This window comes from Desulfovibrio sp. GTC20076 (assembly GCF_055385905.1).
On sequence record NZ_AP039366.1, the window covers coordinates 1770717 to 1788770 of the forward strand.

The following is an 18054-nucleotide window of genomic DNA, read 5'->3' on the forward strand; positions in this document are numbered from 1 at the left end:
ACAAGGCGCGCTCAACGCCCCTGACCGCCCACCTGAACAGGTGCATCCACGGCCTCGGGCCGCGCCGGGGGCGGCGTAAGCGCCGGAGAAGCCTGCGGCACAGTGGACACTGCCGGAGCCTGAGGAACAGAAGCAGCGGGGGGCAGGGCGGATGATGGAGCAGCTGACGGCGAAGGCAAAGCCCCCTGCCCTGTCTCCGGCGTGCGGACACTAGCGGCAGCAGGCGTGCCCGTGGCAGCCTGGGCGCAACGCCGGGCAAGGTCGCGCAAAACGCCTGCTGATGTCCGCACTGCGCTCATGGCCTGCGGATCCTGCTTCAGGCGGCGGTCTGCCCACCGGGCCACAAAGATAAGTTCATCGTCGTCCATAGCCTGGCCGGCTCCACGACGAATGGCGCTTACCAGCGCCCGCTGCGCTGTGGCCTGCTCTTCCAGCGCCCGCCGGAAGCGCGCGCCAAGGCCATCCACACGCAACTGCGCCGTGCCGAGCTGCGATTGCGAAGCGCCGGACTCACGCAACTGGTCATAATCAAAAACGGCTTCAGCCATTTGCCCGTTTATTTCCACGGCATTGCGCGCCGCCGCGTCCACCTGCCGCAAGCGGGCATCCAGGTCAGGCGTGGCCGCCACGCCTTCCAGTGCTCCGGCCAGCATCACAAAGCGGCCCGCAAGCGCCATTTCAAGCTGATGCATCTGCTCGGCGTTAAAATCCCTGGCGCGAGCCTCACGCGCTATGGCCTCCAAAAAGCGGTCTACATAGAGGCTGTAAAGCCCCTGCACCATTGTGGGATGAAAAGCATAACGCAGCAGGGCCGCCCTGCCCCCGGCATCACCCTCGGCAAGGCCGGTAAGCTTGGAGCCAAAGCGCTGGTTTACGCTCTGCACCGAAGCGCTGAGAGTTCCGCCCCGTGGGCCGGGCTTGAAACGCGAAACAAGATAGGCCGCCAGGCTTTCCACAAACTGCGGGCGCACGCGGCTGTCTTCGGTAACACGCGGTCCCGGCTGTCCGGGTATGTCTGCCCCGGTAAAAGGAGCGGCGGTGCTGCCCTGCGCAGCCATATCCGAAGGCGAAGCCACAGTGCCCTGCACGTTCTGCCCGGCCAGCGTGCCCGGAGCCGTATAGGGGCTGACCACCGAAGGCGGAGGCGGCGGCGGGGCATCGCGCAGCACACCACTCACCCCTGCCAGCGGCGTGCCGCTTGTGGCATTGTCGATGACGGCGGCGGCCTGTTCGCGCCACTGGTCGCGCGTGTCCTTGTCCCGCGAGAGCCAGAACGCCGCGCCACCCACAAGCAACACCGCCAGAAGGGCCAGAACAGCCACCTTACGTCCGCCCTTGCCGGGGGCAGGCTCCGGCAGATTGACGATGCCCGGCACGCCGGGTTGTTTTTTATCCAGTTTCATGCGCAACTCCTTTACGGCGGCGCGCAGAGCGTTATACAGGTAAAACAAGAAGCCCTGCCCAAAAAATACAAGGCGGACACGGCGTTCCCGTGGCGCTCAAACCGCTTGGGCCGATGCTAGCATCGCTTTATGGGCCTGTGAAGACTTTTTCCAGACATGAGGCTGCCGTGAAACCGGCGCGGCAACGTCCTGCCACCGGGCAACCGCGGACGACAGATGCGCGGGGCGCAGCCCGGCCGGACCATGGCTCAAACACGGCATGGCAGGCCCCACCACACATCGCCGTATCTGGCGGCACAGGGGGTAATACGGCCATACGATGCGGACGCGGGCCGCACATTGCATCAGTCAACAGGGAAGGCTATAGTATACCCGGCTCACATAAAATACATACCTAGAGGGCAAGATGCAGACTCCTCCCAATATCCTGACAATCGCCGGTTCCGATTCCGGCGGCGGCGCGGGCATTCAGGCCGACCTGAAAACCATTATGGCCTTGGGCGGCTACGGCATGAGTGTCATCGCCGCGCTCACTGCCCAGAACGGTCAGGGCGTCACGGGCATACACGCCCCGGACCCGGACTTTGTAGCCCTGCAGCTCTGCACCGTGCTTGACGGTTTTCCTGTAGCGGCCGCGAAAACAGGCATGCTGTTTTCAGCCCCCATCATCAAGGCCATTGCCCCCATACTGCGCAAGCGCGACTTTCCGCTTGTGGTAGACCCGGTTTCCATAAGCCAGAGCGGCAGCGTTCTTCTGCAGGAAGACGCGGTAAAAGCACTTGTACAGGAAATCCTGCCCGGCTGCGATCTGCTGACGCCCAACAGGCCCGAAGCGGAAATGCTCACCAACATGACCATTGATAATCTTGACGACGCGGCGGCGGCCGGTGAAAAACTGCTGCAAATGGGCGCACGGGCCGTTCTTATCAAGGGCGGTCATATGGAAAGCAATGTGGTTGTCACCGACTGCCTGTGCATGGAGGGACAAGCTCCCAAACACCTGCCGCAGGCCAAGGTAGAAACCGTCAACAACCACGGCACGGGCTGCACCCTTTCCGCCGCCATTGCCACCGGCCTTGGCAAGGGGCTGCCCCTGCAGGTGGCGGTAACCCGCGCACAGGAGTTTCTCAATCTTGCCCTGCGCCGCAGCTACAGCCCCGGCAACGGATGCGGTCCTGTCAATCACTCGGCCGGGTTGAACCTTCAGGGCATTTAAACTTTCTTAAAGATAAAATGCCCTGAAACCGGCGCATGCCGCAAAAAAACAGTTGAAGGCACTTGAACGCCCGCTGCGGCAGACTGCACTTTTCGTGGCATGGTGGCTGCGCAAGGCCGAAGCATCTTGTCAATACAACAAACAGCGGGCTTGGCCCGCTGTTTGCACTCTATTGAATATGGATGCCGTGCAGGCGTCAAAATCAAGGCGGTGTGCGCGTGCCATTTCGTTTCAAAATGCAAAAAGTTCTGGACTACCGGGAACAACTGGAAGAAGAAGCCAAGGTCAATCTGGCCGTTCAGCAGACCCGGCTGGCCGAGGCACGCGAGCGTCTCGAGCAGATACGGCAGGAACTGCATCAGGCTGAAGACGGGCTTATGAACGCCGCCCTTATGGACGCGCCAGAACGCTGGCTGCGCGAGCAGTACGTCAAGGGGCTGCGGGCCGACGCCGCCCACGAAGCCATCCAGGTGCGCATGCTGGAACAGCTGGCCGAAGAGGCCCGCCAACTGCTTGCCGCGCGTGCCATAGACAAAAAACTGCTGGAAAAACTCAAGGAAAGGCAAAAGCAGCATCATGTTCGCGAGGAACAACTCAAGGAGCAACGCATCAATGACGAAACAGCCACCCTCCGCTACAAAGCTCCGACTTTCTAAGCTGTTCCGCTGGCTGGCGGTGCTCTGCTTTATCAAGCTTGCCATGCTTGCCATGCTTCTGCTGGATGTGCCGTTGCCCGCATGGCTTGACGGCCGCCCCTCGCAGCTTGCCTCAAACGACCCGTCACAGCTGCCCGCTGATGCTCCTTCCGACGCCGACATAATGGAAAGGCTCACCGCTCTTGTGGCCGCCAGTCAGCCCAAAGACAATGAAGGTCCCACCCATTCCCCGGTCAGCAGTGCAAACACGGTCCCTGAGCCCCTCCCGGCAACCCCTGCCGTAAACCACAATCCGGCGCAGGCCCGTGGCGAAGCCCACGGCAGTGCCCCCCAGGGTTCGGAAGCCGCACGGCTGGCCGCAGCCGCACGCCCCAGACAAAGGGATACCACCCCGACCACAGGCCGCATGCTTGATGCCGACGCCCTGCCCACGCCGCTGGTCACTGCCGGAGTACATCCGGCCGGCCCCGCCGAGATCCAGATTTTTACCCCTGACAGCACGGACAGCCCCGCCCCTCTGCCCGCACCCCTTGCCCAGCCGGGCATCAGCGCTCCCCGCCAGGATACTATGGGGGTATCTGCCAATGCCGCGGATAAAAACGCCGCACCCCGTCATGGCTGGCTTGAATCCCTAGGCCTTGCCGGGCTGCCGGTCCCCGCGCTCGGCAGCGTGCAGGCCGCCCATGCGGCGGCACTGGATATGCCCGTGCCGCAAGCGCCGTCTTCTGCGCCGACCTCACCCTTTGCCCCGGCAGAGCAGGCCGCGCCCTACTCCTTGCCGGGAGCGCCCGACATTCCGGCCAATATTCCGCGCGGGCAAAGCACGGACGGCGCCCCCCTGCCCCCACGCGGCGCTTCCGGTTCCAACAGTTTCGGCTCCGCATCCGGCTCGGGTGCAGCGGGCATACCCGCCCTGCCCCAGAGCAACCAGCCGGGGCTGCCCGCCGTGCCGCCCCCGGCAGTCCGTCCGGTCCCCTCGGGGACGGATCCCAACCTCAAGGCGCAGGAACTTGCCCGGCAGCAGCAGGATATTCTCATGCTGCGCCAGCAGATGGACCAACGGCTCAAGGACATCCAGAACGCCGAACAAAAAATGAAAGACATGATCCGCGAAGCGCGCGGTATTGAAGACGAAAAAATCCGCCGTCTCGTGCTCACCTACACCCAGATGAAGCCCAAAGCCGCCGCCAAGGCGCTGGAAAGCATGGATGAGCGCGTGGCTGTGCGCATTCTGACGGGCATGTCCCCCAAGCAGTCCGGCGACATCCTCACCTACGTCAACCCGGCAAAAACCGCCAAACTGACGGAAATCATCACCCGCATGAAGCTGCCAGAATAATGCGCCTGAAACTTCTTATTTCCTACGTGGGCACTGGCTACAGCGGCTGGCAGATTCAGGAAAAACCCAAACCGCCGCCTACGGTGCAGGGCGCTCTTGAAGCCGCACTGCGTACCATTGCCGGTAAAGCCGTGCGCGTTCACGGTTCGGGCCGCACTGATTCCGGTGTGCATGCCCACGGTCAGGTGGCCCATTGCGACATCCCCGATACCCGGGCCGGGCTTGACTGGCGGCACAGCCTCAATGCCGTGCTGCCGCGCGATATCCGCGTACTGGACGCCTCCCCCGCTGCCCCGGACTTTCATGCCCGCAAAGACGCCCTGCGCAAAACCTATGCCTACCAGTTCTGGCAGGACCGCCGCTTTCTGCCGCCGCACGTGCGCCCGTATGTATGGAACTGCGGCATGCTGGACCTGGACGCCATGCGCGATGCCCTGCCCTTTCTTCTGGGCAGGCACGACTTCGCTGGCCTGCGTAATGCCGGTACGGATGTGGAGAGTACCGAACGTACCATTATAGACGCCCGCCTGGATGCACTGGCCCCCTGCGAATACTACCCCCCCCACGCCCCCATGCTGCGCCTTACCATTACGGCCGATGGCTTTCTGAAACAGATGGTACGCAATGTGGCCGGTCTGCTTGCCGCGTGCGGTCAAGGCAAAATACAGCCCGCGCAGATACCTGAGCTGCTTGCAGCCCGCGACCGCCAGGCAGTGCCTTCGGTAACGGCCCCACCCGAGGGGCTGGCGCTGGTGAGTGTGAAATATCCAGAGCCATAGCTTTATATGCTGCCCGCAGCACACATTGGCAACAAACCATTCTTTCGCTCACTAACGCAAAAGTCCCCACCGCAAGATGGGGACTTTTATATATTTCACGCTTGAAACAGTACCATGCCTGCAAGACACTGTTTCTGGCCCGTACGACCAGGAATAAAATTTTTAGGGGGGAAGAGGGCGAGGAACTTTTTTGCAAAAAGGTCCCTCGCCACGCAACACTTCAAAGCGAAAAAACGCTCCCCTATATCATTTCATTCAGGTCAGAAGACTGTTCCTGCGCCCTGAATTTTTGTTGCAGCATGATGGGCAGGGCTTCGGGGTCCATAGGGTCATACTCAAACATGACTGCCGTGCCGAAGCAGGAAAAATACTTGCTGCCGTCAGGGTGAAAGGCCACGTTTTCGCTATACCCAACGATGGCCTGCGCCCCCTTGTTCATGGCACGCGCTGCCATGCCGAAAAAGGCTTCGTCAGAGTCAAAGCCCCGGCAGCACACAAGGCCCAGTACCTTGGCAATACGGCGGCCTTCCACCTGATGCGTGGTCACCACGGGAAAACGCCCGGCCATAAAAACCTCGCGCACCCGCGCGTTGGCGTCCGACATGCGCACCTGTTTTTCAGCCTTACGCGCCTTTTTTTCATGACCGCCCAGTAAGAAGAACATGCCTGACCTCCAGAAGCAGTGGAATGGCAGCGCGGCACGCTGCCGGATACAAACCATATGCAAAGGTCTTGCCAAAAAAAATTATCCATATAAATCAACATAATTGTGCGGAAATTTTTTCTCTCGTCATCAAATTGACGGGGCATGCTGGTGCCGCCAGTCAGCAGCGCCCGCATAGCGGATGCTTTTTGTTGCGCTCGCCGGGCCAGGGCAGATTACCTTTGAGAATATGTCTCCGCAAAGTTTAAAACACACTTACTTCGGCGTTTAACCGCACAGATAACCTGCGCTATACGCCTCTGTAGCGAACGTTCGCTCACGCAGCCGTCAGAAATTGCTCTAAAACCATAACCTGAAAAGCCCGCTTACGCGGGCTTTTCAGGTATGCTCTGCCGTTGCCAAAGTGATTTTATTGGGCGGGCTGTTTTTTGTCTTCTTCGCCATGCTTTTCGGGCCGCAGGATACGGCAGATGGGCTGCGCCGTGGCCCGGCCGGAGAATATTTCCTCCACACCGGCATCCAGGGCATGGGGCAACACTTCATCCACATGATCCACAAAAACAATTTCAAGGTCTTTCAGCACCTCGTCCGGCACTTCCTTGAGGTCTTTTTCATTGTCGCGGGGCATAAGCACTTTTTTGATGCCGCTGCGCCGCGCGGCCAGCAGTTTCTCGCGCAGGCCGCCAATGGGCAGCACACGGCCCCGCAAGGATATCTCGCCCGTCATGGCCACATCGTTGCGAACCGGAATGCCCAGCAAGGCCGAGGTAATTGACGTGGCAAGGGTAATGCCTGCCGAGGGACCGTCCTTGGGCGTGGCTCCGGAGGGTACATGCACATGAATATCCACCTTGCGGTGGAAGCGCGGGTCAAGCCCCAGCACCTCGGCCCGCGAGCGCACATAGGAAAGCGCGGCCTTGGCCGATTCAGTCATGACCTCACCAAGTTTGCCAGTGGTCACCACCTGACCAGAACCGGCCATGAGCGTTGTTTCCACCAGCAGAATTTCGCCGCCGCGCTGATTGTAGGCAAGCCCGGCGCACACGCCCACCTGCGGCTCAGCCTCGCGCTCGTCATGCCGGTATTTTTTGACGCCAAGCATGGAGGGCAGACTCTGGCACGAGATGTTCACGCATTTGTCCAGATTTTCCTCTTCCACCAGCTTGATGGCTGTTTTACGGCACAGGGCCGCAATTTCGCGCTCAAGGTTACGCACGCCCGCCTCGCGGGTATAGGAACGGATGATCTCAAGAACGGCATTATCCGAAACCCGGATGTTGCTCTCCTTGAGTCCGTGCTCTTCTATCTGGCGGGGCAGCAGAAAGTGTCGCGCGATATGGCGCTTTTCTGTTTCAAGGTAGCTGTTCAGCTCTATTATCTCCATGCGGTCCAGCAAAGGCACGGGAATGGTGTGCAGCGAGTTGGCCGTGGTGATAAAGAATATCTTGGACAGGTCATATTCCAGGTCCAGATAATGGTCCATAAAGGTATGGTTCTGTTCCGGATCCAACACTTCCAGCAGGGCCGATGCCGGGTCGCCCCGGTAGTCGGATGTCATCTTGTCCACTTCATCCAGGCAGAAGAGCGGATTGTTGTATTTCACCCGCTTGAGAGACTGGATGATCTTGCCCGGCAGCGCGCCCACATAGGTACGGCGGTGGCCGCGAATTTCGGCCTCATCGCGTACGCCGCCGAGTGACAGACGCACGAAATCCCGCCCTGTGGCCTTGGCCACAGACCGCGCCAGAGACGTTTTGCCCACGCCCGGAGGCCCCACAAAACAGAGAATCGGCCCCTTCAGCCCCTGGGAAAGCTTTTGCACTGCCAGGTATTCAAGGATGCGCTCTTTGGGCTTTTCAAGACCATAGTGGTCGCCGTCCAGAATATTGCGGGCCTTTTCGATATTGATATCAACCTGCTTGAGGTCATTCCACGGCAGATCGAGAATCCAGTCCACATAGTTGCGCACAACCGTATATTCGGCAGCCGAAGGCGGCATGCTGCGCAGTTTTTTGGCTTCGCCAAGGGCTTTCTGGCGCGCTTCTTCGGGCATGTCGCGCGCCTTGAGCTTTTGCTCTATCTCGTCCACCTCGGCCTGGGGGTCGTCGTCGCGCCCCATTTCCTTGTTGATGGCCTTGATCTGCTCGTTAAGGTAATACTCGCGCTGATTGCGCTCCATCTGTACCTTGACACGATTTTTAATGCGCTTTTCCACCGTGGCCAGCGCCACCTCACCGTGAAGCAGCTCATAGGCCAGCTCCAGCCGCTCGGTCACGTTGTCCATCTCCAGGGCCTGCTGCTTTTTGCGGTAGTCCACCTTGAGATTGGGGATAATGGAATCGGCCAGCGGGCCTGGCTCATGCAGCGCCATCATGGAAAGCACAGATTCCTGCGAGAGCTTCTTGTTGCCCTTGGCAAACTCTTCCAGAGCCTCATGCACTGCGCGCACAAGAGCTTCGCGCTCCTCGGGGCGGCTTTGCGCCTCGCCGCGCCGGGCCGCGCGCACAACGGCGCACTGCTCGTTTTCGTGCATGTCTTCCCAATCGGCACGATACATGCCTTCAAACAGCACCTTTATGGTGCCGTCGGGCAGGCGCAGCATCTGCAGAACCTTGCTGACCACACCCACGGGAGCCAGGTCTCCGGCTTCGGGTTTTTCCAGTTCCGGCTCGAGCTGGGCCACCAGAAAAATCTGTTTGCTGTAGCTGGCCTGAGCGGCCTCTATGGCCTTGATGGAGGCTTCACGCCCCACAAAAAGCGGCATGATGGAGCGCGGAAACATGACCACCTCACGCAGAGGCATGACGGGCAGTTCCACAAGTTTTCCAGTACCGCGTACGGATTCAGTCATAGTTTTCCCCTGAAAGGCCGCGGGCCGCATTGGCACGGCCCCATAGCTTGGGAGATTAGAGCGGATTACGGTAAAGACGGGTTACACTCTGTCGCCGCGTGCGCCACAGCGCACCGCCAGGCGGCATAAACACAGCCGGGAACATACCCCGGGGCGCATACGTCAAAAGTCCGGTACTTCTGTACCCATCTGGCCCCGGCGTCCTTGCCTGCGCTGCCGGGGCATTCCGGGCAGGGGTACAGCCGCGCGACAGAATGGCCTGTAGATCGTGCAGCGCCCGACCTGTCAGAGCGGAAAAAACCCAGCCGTGCCACGATGTCATGGCATTGCGGCAGCAGGCCGCCCAAATTCCGGATTAAAATTTCCTTTTGCGCGAAGAACGGCATACGCCACGCCCCTCGAGCGCACTTCACAATATGCAGTTCCGGCAGGCACACGGCTGCCGCGGCAAACCTGTCCTGGGCCTGCGTGGTTTTGCCCGAAACTGGAAGCAAAACCACGCGAGCCACCGGATATTTCAAGAAAAAGCTGTTTCAGCGGCGAATTTTTCCGAAAGCCGCCGGAGCAGCAGCCGCTGCCCGCCCAAAACCGTCTTCAACCGTTGCGGCAAAGACAGGCAGCCAGAAGCAGGAACCATGTCACACCGCCATCCAAGCATTTTACAATAAAAATGCCCTAGGATGCCCGGTCGCCACCTGCCTGCTTTTTTTCCTGCACAAGGTTTTCGTCCGCCTCACCGAACAGGAGCACAGGTTCCTTGCCCTTTTCGATCACGGCGCGGTTGATGAGGCATTCGCGCACATTGGGCATGGAGGGCAGCCTGAACATGATATCAAGCATAATGCGCTCCATCACGTTGCGCAGGCCGCGCGCGCCGGTTTTGCGCTCAATGGCCTTGGAAGCAATGGATTTGAGGGCATTGGGCGTGAAACGCAGGGTCACATTTTCAAGGCCGAACAGCTTCTGGTACTGACGCACCAAGGCATTTTTCGGCTCGGTAAGGATGCGCACCAGGTCCGCTTCGTCCAGCTCATCCACGTGGGTGATGATGGGAATACGCCCCACAAATTCGGGAATCAGGCCGAATTTGACCAGGTCCTGAGGATGTATCCTGTCCAGCAGTTCGCCCAGGGGCAGTTCCTTGCTGGAGCGGACTTTGGCCCCGAAGCCCATAGCCCCGCCGCTCATGCGCGATTCCACAATCTTGTCCAGGCCCACAAAGGCTCCGCCTACGATAAACAGGATATTCCGCGTATCCATGCGGATAAATTCCTGCTGCGGGTGCTTGCGCCCGCCCTTGGGAGGAATGTTGGCCTCGGTGCCTTCAATGATTTTCAGCAGGGCCTGCTGCACGCCTTCGCCCGACACGTCGCGCGTAATGGAGGGGCCGTCGCCCTTGCGGGAAATCTTGTCGATTTCGTCCACGTAGATGATACCCTTGCTGGCGGCTTCAAGGTCATAGTCGGCATTCTGCAGCAGCTGGACCAGAATGTTTTCCACATCCTCGCCCACATAACCCGCCTCTGTAAGGGTGGTGGCGTCGGCTATGGCAAAGGGTACGCGCAGCACACGGGCCAGAGTTTTTGCCAGCAGCGTTTTGCCGCTGCCCGAAGGCCCCACCAGCAGGATATTGCTTTTTTCCAGTTCCACGTCGTCGCCCAGGGCGTCGGCATAGAACACGCGTTTATAGTGATTGTGCACGGCCACGGAAAGAATTTTCTTGGCTTCGTGCTGCCCTATGACGTACTGGTCGAGCCTGTCCTTGATTTCCTGAGGCGAGAGCAGCGGCCCGTCGTCCTCGGTAACTTCCATCTGGTCGCGCACAATGATGTCGTTGCAGGCCTTGACGCATTTGTCGCAAATGCTCGCGCCGTCCTGCACGATGAGGTTGCGCACCTCCAGTTCGCTGCGCCCGCAGAAGGAGCAGCTCAAAGGTTCGCTGACCTTGTTCTTATCGTTCTTGGCCATGATTATTCGCTCTTTTCCTGAGCCATGTCCTGGCGCGAAACCAGTACGCGGTCGATAATGCCCAGGTCTTTGGCTTCTTCAGGAGTCAAAAAGTTATCGCGTTCGGTCGCCTTGACAATATCCTTGTAAGGACGACCGGTATTTTCGGCAAGTATGCGGTTGAGGCGCTCTTTGAGCCGCAGCACCTCTTTGGCATGAATCTCTATATCAGTGGCCTGCCCCTGATACCCGGCCGAAGGCTGGTGAATCATGATCTGGCTGTTGGGCAGGGCGTAGCGCAGCCCCGGTTTGCCCGCGGCCAGCAAAAAAGCGCCCATGCTGGCAGCACGCCCCATGCACACCGTGGAAACAGGCGCGGAAATGAAGCGCAGGGTGTCATAGATGGCAAGACCAGCGGTAACCGAGCCGCCGGGCGAGTTGATATAGAGAGAAATTTCCTTTTCCGGATCCTGCGATTCAAGAAAAAGCAGCTGGGCGCAGATCAGCGAGGCCACGGTGTCGTTGACCTCGGACCCCAGCAGAACGATGCGGTCCTTGAGCAGGCGCGAATAGATATCGTAGGCGCGTTCGGAACGGCCGGTGGTTTCAATAACCATAGGTATAAGCGACATGAAAGCCTCACTGACATGGCCCGGGGGCCGATATATGCGGCATCGAGCCGCGAAAAAAGCAAAAGGCGGCCCAGAGGCCGCCTTCCCTGATTATTATTTGCTTTCCTGAGCGCTGGCGGATGCGCCCGGCGCGGCATCGGCCTCTGCTCCGGTTTCGGGAGCTTTTGGCTCCACTTCCTTGACATTGGCCTTGGCGTAGATGAGATCCATGGCCTTGTCCGCCAGCATGCGGTCGCGCAGCACAAAGATCATGCCCGAGCGCTCATACTGTTCGCGCAGGGCCTTGAAGTCTTCACCGGTGCGCATGGCAAGCTGGTAAATCTGCGTGGTAACTTCGTGGTCGGTAACGTCCAGACCTTCTTTTTTGGCAACAGAAAGCAGCAGCACCTGGGCGCGGGCCAGTTCGTCAGCCTGGGGCTGCATGTCCTTGCGCAGGTCTTCCATGCTTTTGCCGAGGCTTTCGAGGCTGCGGCCCTGACGTTCCAGGCGGCCGGCCATGTCGGCCAACAGCGTGTTCATCTGGGTTTCCACCAGGCTCGGGGGCAGCTCAAATGCAACCATCTTGAGCAGGCCGTCCAGCAGGCTCTTCTGGGCCGCGCTCCTGTTCAGGCCGGTGCGGCTTTCAGTGTAGCTCTTGGTGATGGCTTCTTTCAGCTTTTCAACGCTTTCAAGGCCAAGGCTCTTGGCCAGTTCATCGTCAAGCGCGGGCAGCTTGCGCTCCTTGATGGCATGCACCTTGACCTTCATGGTCACGGTCTTGCCAGCCAGATCCTTGGCAATGAAGTCTTCGGGAAAGTGAATCTCGCCCTCACCTTCTTCACCATAAGGAATGGTCTTGACCAGAGCTTCAAAATCTTCCAGAGCCTGGCGCTCGCCCAGGGCCAGATCAAAGGATTCGGCCTTGACGCCTTCCACGGGTTCGCCGTTTTCAAAAGCGGCAAAGTCAACGGTGGCTATCTGACCATCCACAGCGGGGCCTTTGCCCTCCACGGGCACAAGCTGGGCGCGGTCGCGCAGGATGCGGTCGAGCACTTCCTGCACTTCTTTTTCGTCCACCACAACTTTTTCCTGCTCCACATCCATACCTTCGTAAGGGGGCAGATTAAACGTGGGCAGCACTTCAAATTCGATGGTATAGGCAAAGCCCTTGCCGCGCTCGAAAGCGTCGGGCGTGTCTACATCAAGACCGGCCAGCGGCATGACGTCGAGCTTCTGCATCACGTCATTGATGTGCACGTTGATGAGGTCCTGACGGGCTTCTTCGTAAATCTTGTCGCGAAAGCGCTGCTCGATGACCGAGGCCGGAACCTTGCCCTTGCGGAAACCGTCAACCTGTACGGAAGTCTTGTACAGGGCGATCGTGCCCATGATGGAAGCTTCAACTTCCTGGGGTTCCGTAGTGATGACGACTTTTTTTCTGACCGGCGAAATGTCTTCAGCGCTATATTCCACGAGGGACTCCTTTTCTGGGTGGGCGTGATGGTGCGAGAGGGGGGAGTTGAACCCCCATACCTATGGTGCTGGATTCTAAGTCCAGTGCGTCTACCAATTCCGCCACTCTCGCAAAGCGTGTTTCCATAGCACACTTGCTCTCGGCCCGCAAGCGGCGTCCGGCCACGTCGGCTGTGAAAAACCGGGCGGCGGAGCATGCGGAAACAATGGCGGAGACGCAACTTCCTTAAGATAATACTTCCAGGCCTTATGGCAAGCCGGAGGCATAAAAAAACAGCAATACCCCCTATAGCATGTTACCTTTGCGAATACACACCCTCAAAGGCTGGGACACGCCTGCCCGGTCTTGACCGCACAGGCAGGTTACGCTTGTGCCCCCCACGGCGGACGCCTGCTTGCGCGGCGGCCGGAGCGTTTTCAAGGTGAAACTCTCTGGCCCATGCACCCGGTAACGGGGCAAAGGCCCCAAATACGCCGTTACCGACGATGCGGCAAAAGCATGAAAGCACCGTGCGGATATCTGTTGCCCGAAAAATATCAGCGCAGTACCAGTGCCTTGCCGTCCGGCCTCGGCTCTGCAACCTCGCCCACAAGACAGGCAAGGTCACCGCCGGCATGCAGCAGGGCGCACGCCTCATCCACCTGATCCGGAGGCACGGCAAGCAGCAGCCCCCCCGACGTCTGGGCATCAAAGGCCAGACTTTCCAGCGCTTCATCCACGCCTTTCTCCACCAGGGAAGAACAGGCGCAATGCTTGCGGTTAAGGTGGCTGCCAGCCGGAATAAGGCCGTCGCGCGCATACTCCAGGGCACGCGGCATGAGCGGCAAGGCTTCGGTTTCAAAAACCACACACACGCCGGACGCCAGCGCCATCTCGAGGGCGTGCCCCCCCAGGCCGAAGCCGGTAATATCCGTGGCCGCAGCAAGCCTGAGCGTACGAATGACCGCACCGCCCACACTGTTAAGGCGTGAACACCAGCGTATAAGCTCCGCTTCGCTTTGGTCCGCGCCGTCCCACCCGGCCTTGACCCCGGTAGCCAGTACACCTGTACCCAGCGGCTTCGTCAGCAGAAGCTTTTGCCCGGGCCGCAGGCCGTCATTACGCGCCATGTGATCCGGATCAATAATGCCTGTGACGGCAAGGCCGTACTTCAGCTCTTCGTCCTGAACCGTATGGCCTCCGGCCAGCACGGCTCCGGCCTCATTCATGGCCTCAAGACCGCCACGAAGGATGCTTGCAAGAATGCCGTCAGGGTCCTCTTCGGCCAGAGCCTGCGGAAAAAAAGCAACGTTCATGGCACTCCACGGCTCACCGCCCATGGCGTACACGTCTGAAAGCGCATTGGCCGCAGCTATACGGCCAAAGTGAAAGCCGTCATTAACAATGGGCGCAAGTATATCTACGGTCTGCACAATGGCGCGACCGGGCGGCACGGTAAGCACCACCGCATCTTCATTGCGGGCGCGGCCTGCCAGCACACGGGCTTCGAGATCCGGCCGGGTGCCTAGCGGCAGTCCATGCAAAAGCCGCTCCAGGGCCCCTGGAGCAAGTTTTGCGGCTCAGCCGGCAGCGCGAGCTTTTTCCAGAAGCTTCATGCGCGTCTCCTTGCGTAAATTTGCTGTTGTAGTATGCGCTCTTCCGGCACAAAGGTCAAAACAGCCAGCAGGGCCGCTATTGCCGCCCCGCCCAGGCGGGTCACAGCAGGCAGTGACTGCTCGCCACCCGTTTCTGCCTCAAGCATACATGCCGCGCCAATGCCGCCCTTTCGCTGGCTGCCCGGCTGTACGGGACATAGTGGCAGCCACGGAACACGTGTAACTCAAACATGCCGCATGGGTGCAAGCAGGCATGTGCCTGTGCGGTCGTTGTCCGAAAGGTTTTACGCCGAAGGCGCCACCAGTGAGTTATGCTATTGTGCGCCTTTAACATTTTGAGAATATATATTATCAAAGGTAAGGGGTTCCAGATCCGGCACGGCCCGCCCCCTCCTGTATCTCTTGGATATGCTGAAAAAAGAACAATTTATCCATAACAACAGCAAATTATACGAGAATAAAGTTACATCACAAAAATTCGTCCCGACACCACGGTCGAATATTTTATATGGAGAAAGTATAATGAATATCAATGCACAGACCATTCTTGTCACAGGCGCCAACGGCGGCATTGGCAAGGCGCTGATCAACGCCTTTCTGGCAGCCGGAGCCAAAAAGATTTATGCCTGCGCCCGCGATACGGCATCACTGGAGCACTTGCGGAATAACGAAAAAATCCTACCTGTCCAGCTCGATATCTCCAAGCCCGCCGCCATTGAAAATGTCGTTGCCGCATGCGGCGACACTACTATCCTGGTGAACAATGCGGGCATGGGCGGCAGCGGCCTGCTCGGCGCCCCCCAGGCGGCGCGGGCCGAAATGGAGGTCAACTACTTCGGTACACTGGCCATGTGCTCTGCTTTCGCGCCGGTTCTGGGCAACAATGGCGGCGGTTGCATAGTAAACATCATTTCTGTCATCGGCCTGGTAAATATGCCCTCCATCGGCACCTACTGCGCCTCAAAGGCAGCCCTGCATTCACTTACCCAGGGGCTGCGCGGTGTACTGGCCGGACAAAAAACGACTGTCATCGGCGTATACCCAGGTCCTGTCGATACACGCATGACTGACGGTCTTGAAATGCCCAAGGCCCGCCCTGAAGCTGTCGCGCTGGAAATTCTCGAAGGCATGAAAAACGGCACCGAGGACATCTACCCTGATGCGTTTGCCAAGAGCATTCAGAAAGGCCTCGCCGCTGATCCCAAAAAAGTGGAGCGGGAACTGTCGGAATACTAGAGCGATTAACGCTTCAGATAATTGCTTAACGGTCGGCAAATCCGCCTTACAAGGATTTGTCTTCAACTCCTTGTAGAGCATGTGACACTTGCAATAGCTCATATCCACAATTCATGAAAAAATTCTTGGGCATCGCCTGCGCAAAACGGACACGTGCGCCGGCGATGCCATTTCTTAATGCGGTATATGGTCGTTCTTCCATGCCTTGCAATAACTGCCTACCTTTGTTCCCAATATTCTTGATGAAATTCAAGGCAGGCCATACGCGGCAAATACAAAAACTCCACGCCACTGTTTTTAATATCCGACAACTGTAGTGCAGGTAGAGTAATCTCCCTTGAAATCGTCTCCGGCTTATGCCCGAAAAGATATAAGCCGGCGGACTGCACCATTTTGCGGGTAGTTTCCAGATCCAGCCTGACCTTGCTGGGGCATTGCGCTACGCGAAAGGAGACCATCGGGCGACGAGAAGAGGCTCCGGAGCATACGCTGCGCACCCATCGCACAGCAGCCATCTGAAAACGCTGAAAATATCCAGAAGGAGTACAAGGAGGCCCTGGAGGAGGTGCAACCCTGGCAGGCCCCATTGCCGCCACCACACAGGCGAACCAGATGAAGATCATGGGAGCATTTCAAGTGGTGGTTGCTGTAGTAGGTTTTTACTTACAAAAAAAGGGCGCCGTAGCGCCCTTTCATATCAATAACCTTAAACCCGTGAAGAATCTTCGCCTGCCGGCTTAGTTTTCTTCCTTGGCAGCTTCAGCGTCAGCTTCGTCAGCCTTGGGCTTGCGGGTACGTTTGGGTTTGGCCGGAGCTTCTTCAGCAGCGGGCTTGGCTTCCTTGACGGGAGCGGCCTTGGCGGCTTTGGGGGCTTCGGCGGCAGCGGTTTCACTGCTGCGGCTCAGTTCAATGATCGCCATGGGGGCGTTATCGCCCTTGCGGGGCATGGCCATCTTGAGAATACGGGTGTAGCCGCCGGGTACACCGACGAAGACAGGGCCGATCTCGTCAAAAAGACGCTTGACCAGGGCATGATCGTTAAGCACACGGTAGGCCTGACGGCGAGCGTGCAGGTCGTTGCGCTTGGCAAGGGTAATCAGAGGCTCCACAACCCGGCGAAGCTCCTTGGCCTTGATTTCCGTGGTGCGGATTTTGCCGTGGATCAGCAGCGCCTTGGCGAGATTGTGCAACATGGCCTTACGGTGCGCAGGGGTACGCGAGAATTTCCTGCCGGAATTGCTATGCCTCATTTTGCTGCTTCCTTTTCCATTCCTGATATTTTTTGTCGAAGGAGTCGACCTTCATGCCGAAGTCAAGCCCCATGCCCAAAAGCACACCCTCAATTTCGTCCAGCGATTTGCGGCCGAAATTCTTGGTCTTGAGCATCTCGGCTTCAGTACGCTGCACCAGTTCACCCACAAGGCCGATATTGGCGCTGCGCAGGCAGTTGGTGGCACGAACGGAAAGCTCAAGATCGTCAATGCTTTTGAACAGATGTTCGTTCACTTCTCCGCTTTCGCCGCTGCCGTTGCGCATGTCGCCGGATACACGTTCATCAAAGTTGATGAATACGGATATCTGATCCTTGATGATCTTGGCGCTGTAAGCAATGGCATCTTCAGGCGTCAGCGAGCCGTCGGTCCACACTTCAAGCAGAAGACGGTCATAGTTGGTCATCTGGCCCACGCGGGCCTGTTCCACCGTATAGGCGACCTTGCGCACCGGGGAAAAGCTGGAATCCAGCTTGATGAGGCCGATTTCATCGGCCAGGCCCTCGTGCATGTCGGCGGGCACATAGCCCTTGCCCATGCGGACCTCCAACTCCATCTCCAGCACCACGTCTTCGGTAAGAGTGGCGATGTGCAGATCAGGGTTAAGCACTTCAACGTGCTGATTGGCCACAATGTCGGCCGCCGTCACCGGTCCCTTGCGCTCAACGCGCAGGGTCAGACGCTGGGGTTCTTCCGTATCCATGCGCAGTCGAACCTGCTTGATGTTCAGGATGACATCAGTGATGTCTTCCAGCACGCCATGGATGGTGGTGAACTCGTGCTGTACGCCGATGATTTTCACCGACACAAAGGCCGCCCCCTGAAGGGAGGCCAGAAGGACGCGCCGCATGGCATTGCCGATGGTGGTGCCGTAGCCCCGCTCCAAAGGCTCGCAGACAAACTTGCCGTGCGTGCCGCTGGCCGTCTCTTCTTCGCGCAAAATCTGGTCGGGCTTGACAAGCTCGGACCAATTGCGCGCATTGATAAGGCGTTCGCCCTGTTTGATAAGCAT

General features: G+C 58.7%; 15 protein-coding genes and 1 tRNA gene. 5 read left to right on the top strand and 11 right to left on the bottom strand.

Annotated features, from left to right (window positions below):
* Positions 1-11: 11 nt before the first annotated feature.
* The gene (locus tag ACZ495_RS07800) at positions 12-1403 is read right to left on the bottom strand and encodes a hypothetical protein (protein WP_464262020.1); all 1392 of its coding nucleotides are present in this window, start codon (positions 1401-1403) and stop codon (positions 12-14) included.
* 406 nt (positions 1404-1809) lie between these two features.
* Between ACZ495_RS07800 and thiD the strand changes: the two genes are divergently transcribed.
* The 4 genes from thiD to truA all read left to right on the top strand — a co-directional run bounded on the left by thiD (position 1810) and on the right by truA (position 5393).
* Complete coding sequence (gene thiD, locus ACZ495_RS07805; RefSeq protein ID WP_012624332.1) at positions 1810-2619, top strand: bifunctional hydroxymethylpyrimidine kinase/phosphomethylpyrimidine kinase; 810 nt, start codon at positions 1810-1812, stop codon at positions 2617-2619.
* Between the two features lie 218 nt (positions 2620-2837).
* A complete protein-coding gene (gene fliJ / locus ACZ495_RS07810) occupies positions 2838-3275 on the top strand; it encodes a flagellar export protein FliJ (RefSeq protein ID WP_394026197.1) in 438 nt (145 codons plus the stop codon).
* Positions 3232-4614, top strand: a complete 1383-nt coding sequence (locus ACZ495_RS07815) for a MotE family protein (RefSeq protein ID WP_296984742.1) — start codon at positions 3232-3234, stop codon at positions 4612-4614. The genes fliJ and ACZ495_RS07815 overlap by 44 nt, the downstream gene beginning before the upstream one ends.
* Positions 4614-5393, top strand: a complete 780-nt coding sequence (truA, locus tag ACZ495_RS07820) for a tRNA pseudouridine(38-40) synthase TruA (RefSeq protein ID WP_464262021.1) — start codon at positions 4614-4616, stop codon at positions 5391-5393. The genes ACZ495_RS07815 and truA overlap by 1 nt, the downstream gene beginning before the upstream one ends.
* A gap of 241 nt (positions 5394-5634) precedes the next feature.
* On the opposite strand, the gene ACZ495_RS07825 is transcribed toward truA, so the two are convergent.
* From ACZ495_RS07825 to selD, 7 genes are all read right to left on the bottom strand, one after another.
* A complete protein-coding gene (locus tag ACZ495_RS07825) occupies positions 5635-6057 on the bottom strand; it encodes a YbjQ family protein (RefSeq protein ID WP_072312336.1) in 423 nt (140 codons plus the stop codon).
* Positions 6058-6466: 409 nt separating this feature from the next.
* Positions 6467-8908 carry an endopeptidase La gene (gene lon / locus ACZ495_RS07830; protein WP_464262022.1) on the bottom strand — a complete coding sequence of 814 codons (2442 nt, stop codon included), beginning with the start codon at positions 8906-8908 and terminating at the stop codon, positions 6467-6469.
* Between the two features lie 675 nt (positions 8909-9583).
* Positions 9584-10876 carry an ATP-dependent Clp protease ATP-binding subunit ClpX gene (gene clpX / locus ACZ495_RS07835; protein ID WP_012624325.1) on the bottom strand — a complete coding sequence of 431 codons (1293 nt, stop codon included), beginning with the start codon at positions 10874-10876 and terminating at the stop codon, positions 9584-9586.
* Between the two features lie 2 nt (positions 10877-10878).
* On the bottom strand, positions 10879-11487 hold the full coding sequence (locus ACZ495_RS07840; protein ID WP_012624324.1) for an ATP-dependent Clp protease proteolytic subunit: 609 nt from the start codon (positions 11485-11487) through the stop codon (positions 10879-10881).
* Positions 11488-11580: 93 nt separating this feature from the next.
* The gene (gene tig, locus ACZ495_RS07845) at positions 11581-12939 is read right to left on the bottom strand and encodes a trigger factor (RefSeq protein ID WP_464262023.1); all 1359 of its coding nucleotides are present in this window, start codon (positions 12937-12939) and stop codon (positions 11581-11583) included.
* A gap of 28 nt (positions 12940-12967) precedes the next feature.
* Positions 12968-13051: transfer RNA gene (locus ACZ495_RS07850), tRNA-Leu, on the bottom strand.
* A 425-nt stretch (positions 13052-13476) separates the two neighbouring features.
* A complete protein-coding gene (gene selD / locus ACZ495_RS07855; protein ID WP_081428274.1) occupies positions 13477-14535 on the bottom strand; it encodes a selenide, water dikinase SelD in 1059 nt (352 codons plus the stop codon).
* A 522-nt stretch (positions 14536-15057) separates the two neighbouring features.
* Between selD and ACZ495_RS07860 the strand changes: the two genes are divergently transcribed.
* Entirely contained in the window at positions 15058-15771 is a 714-nt protein-coding gene (locus tag ACZ495_RS07860) for an SDR family oxidoreductase (RefSeq protein ID WP_464262024.1), read from the top strand.
* Positions 15772-15989: 218 nt separating this feature from the next.
* On the opposite strand, the gene ACZ495_RS07865 is transcribed toward ACZ495_RS07860, so the two are convergent.
* The 3 genes from ACZ495_RS07865 to ACZ495_RS07875 all read right to left on the bottom strand — a co-directional run bounded on the left by ACZ495_RS07865 (position 15990) and on the right by ACZ495_RS07875 (position 18054).
* On the bottom strand, positions 15990-16394 hold the full coding sequence (locus tag ACZ495_RS07865; RefSeq protein WP_464262025.1) for a hypothetical protein: 405 nt from the start codon (positions 16392-16394) through the stop codon (positions 15990-15992).
* A 114-nt stretch (positions 16395-16508) separates the two neighbouring features.
* A complete protein-coding gene (gene rplQ, locus ACZ495_RS07870; RefSeq protein WP_464262026.1) occupies positions 16509-17021 on the bottom strand; it encodes a 50S ribosomal protein L17 in 513 nt (170 codons plus the stop codon).
* Entirely contained in the window at positions 17011-18054 is a 1044-nt protein-coding gene (locus ACZ495_RS07875; protein WP_464262027.1) for a DNA-directed RNA polymerase subunit alpha, read from the bottom strand. The genes rplQ and ACZ495_RS07875 overlap by 11 nt, the downstream gene beginning before the upstream one ends.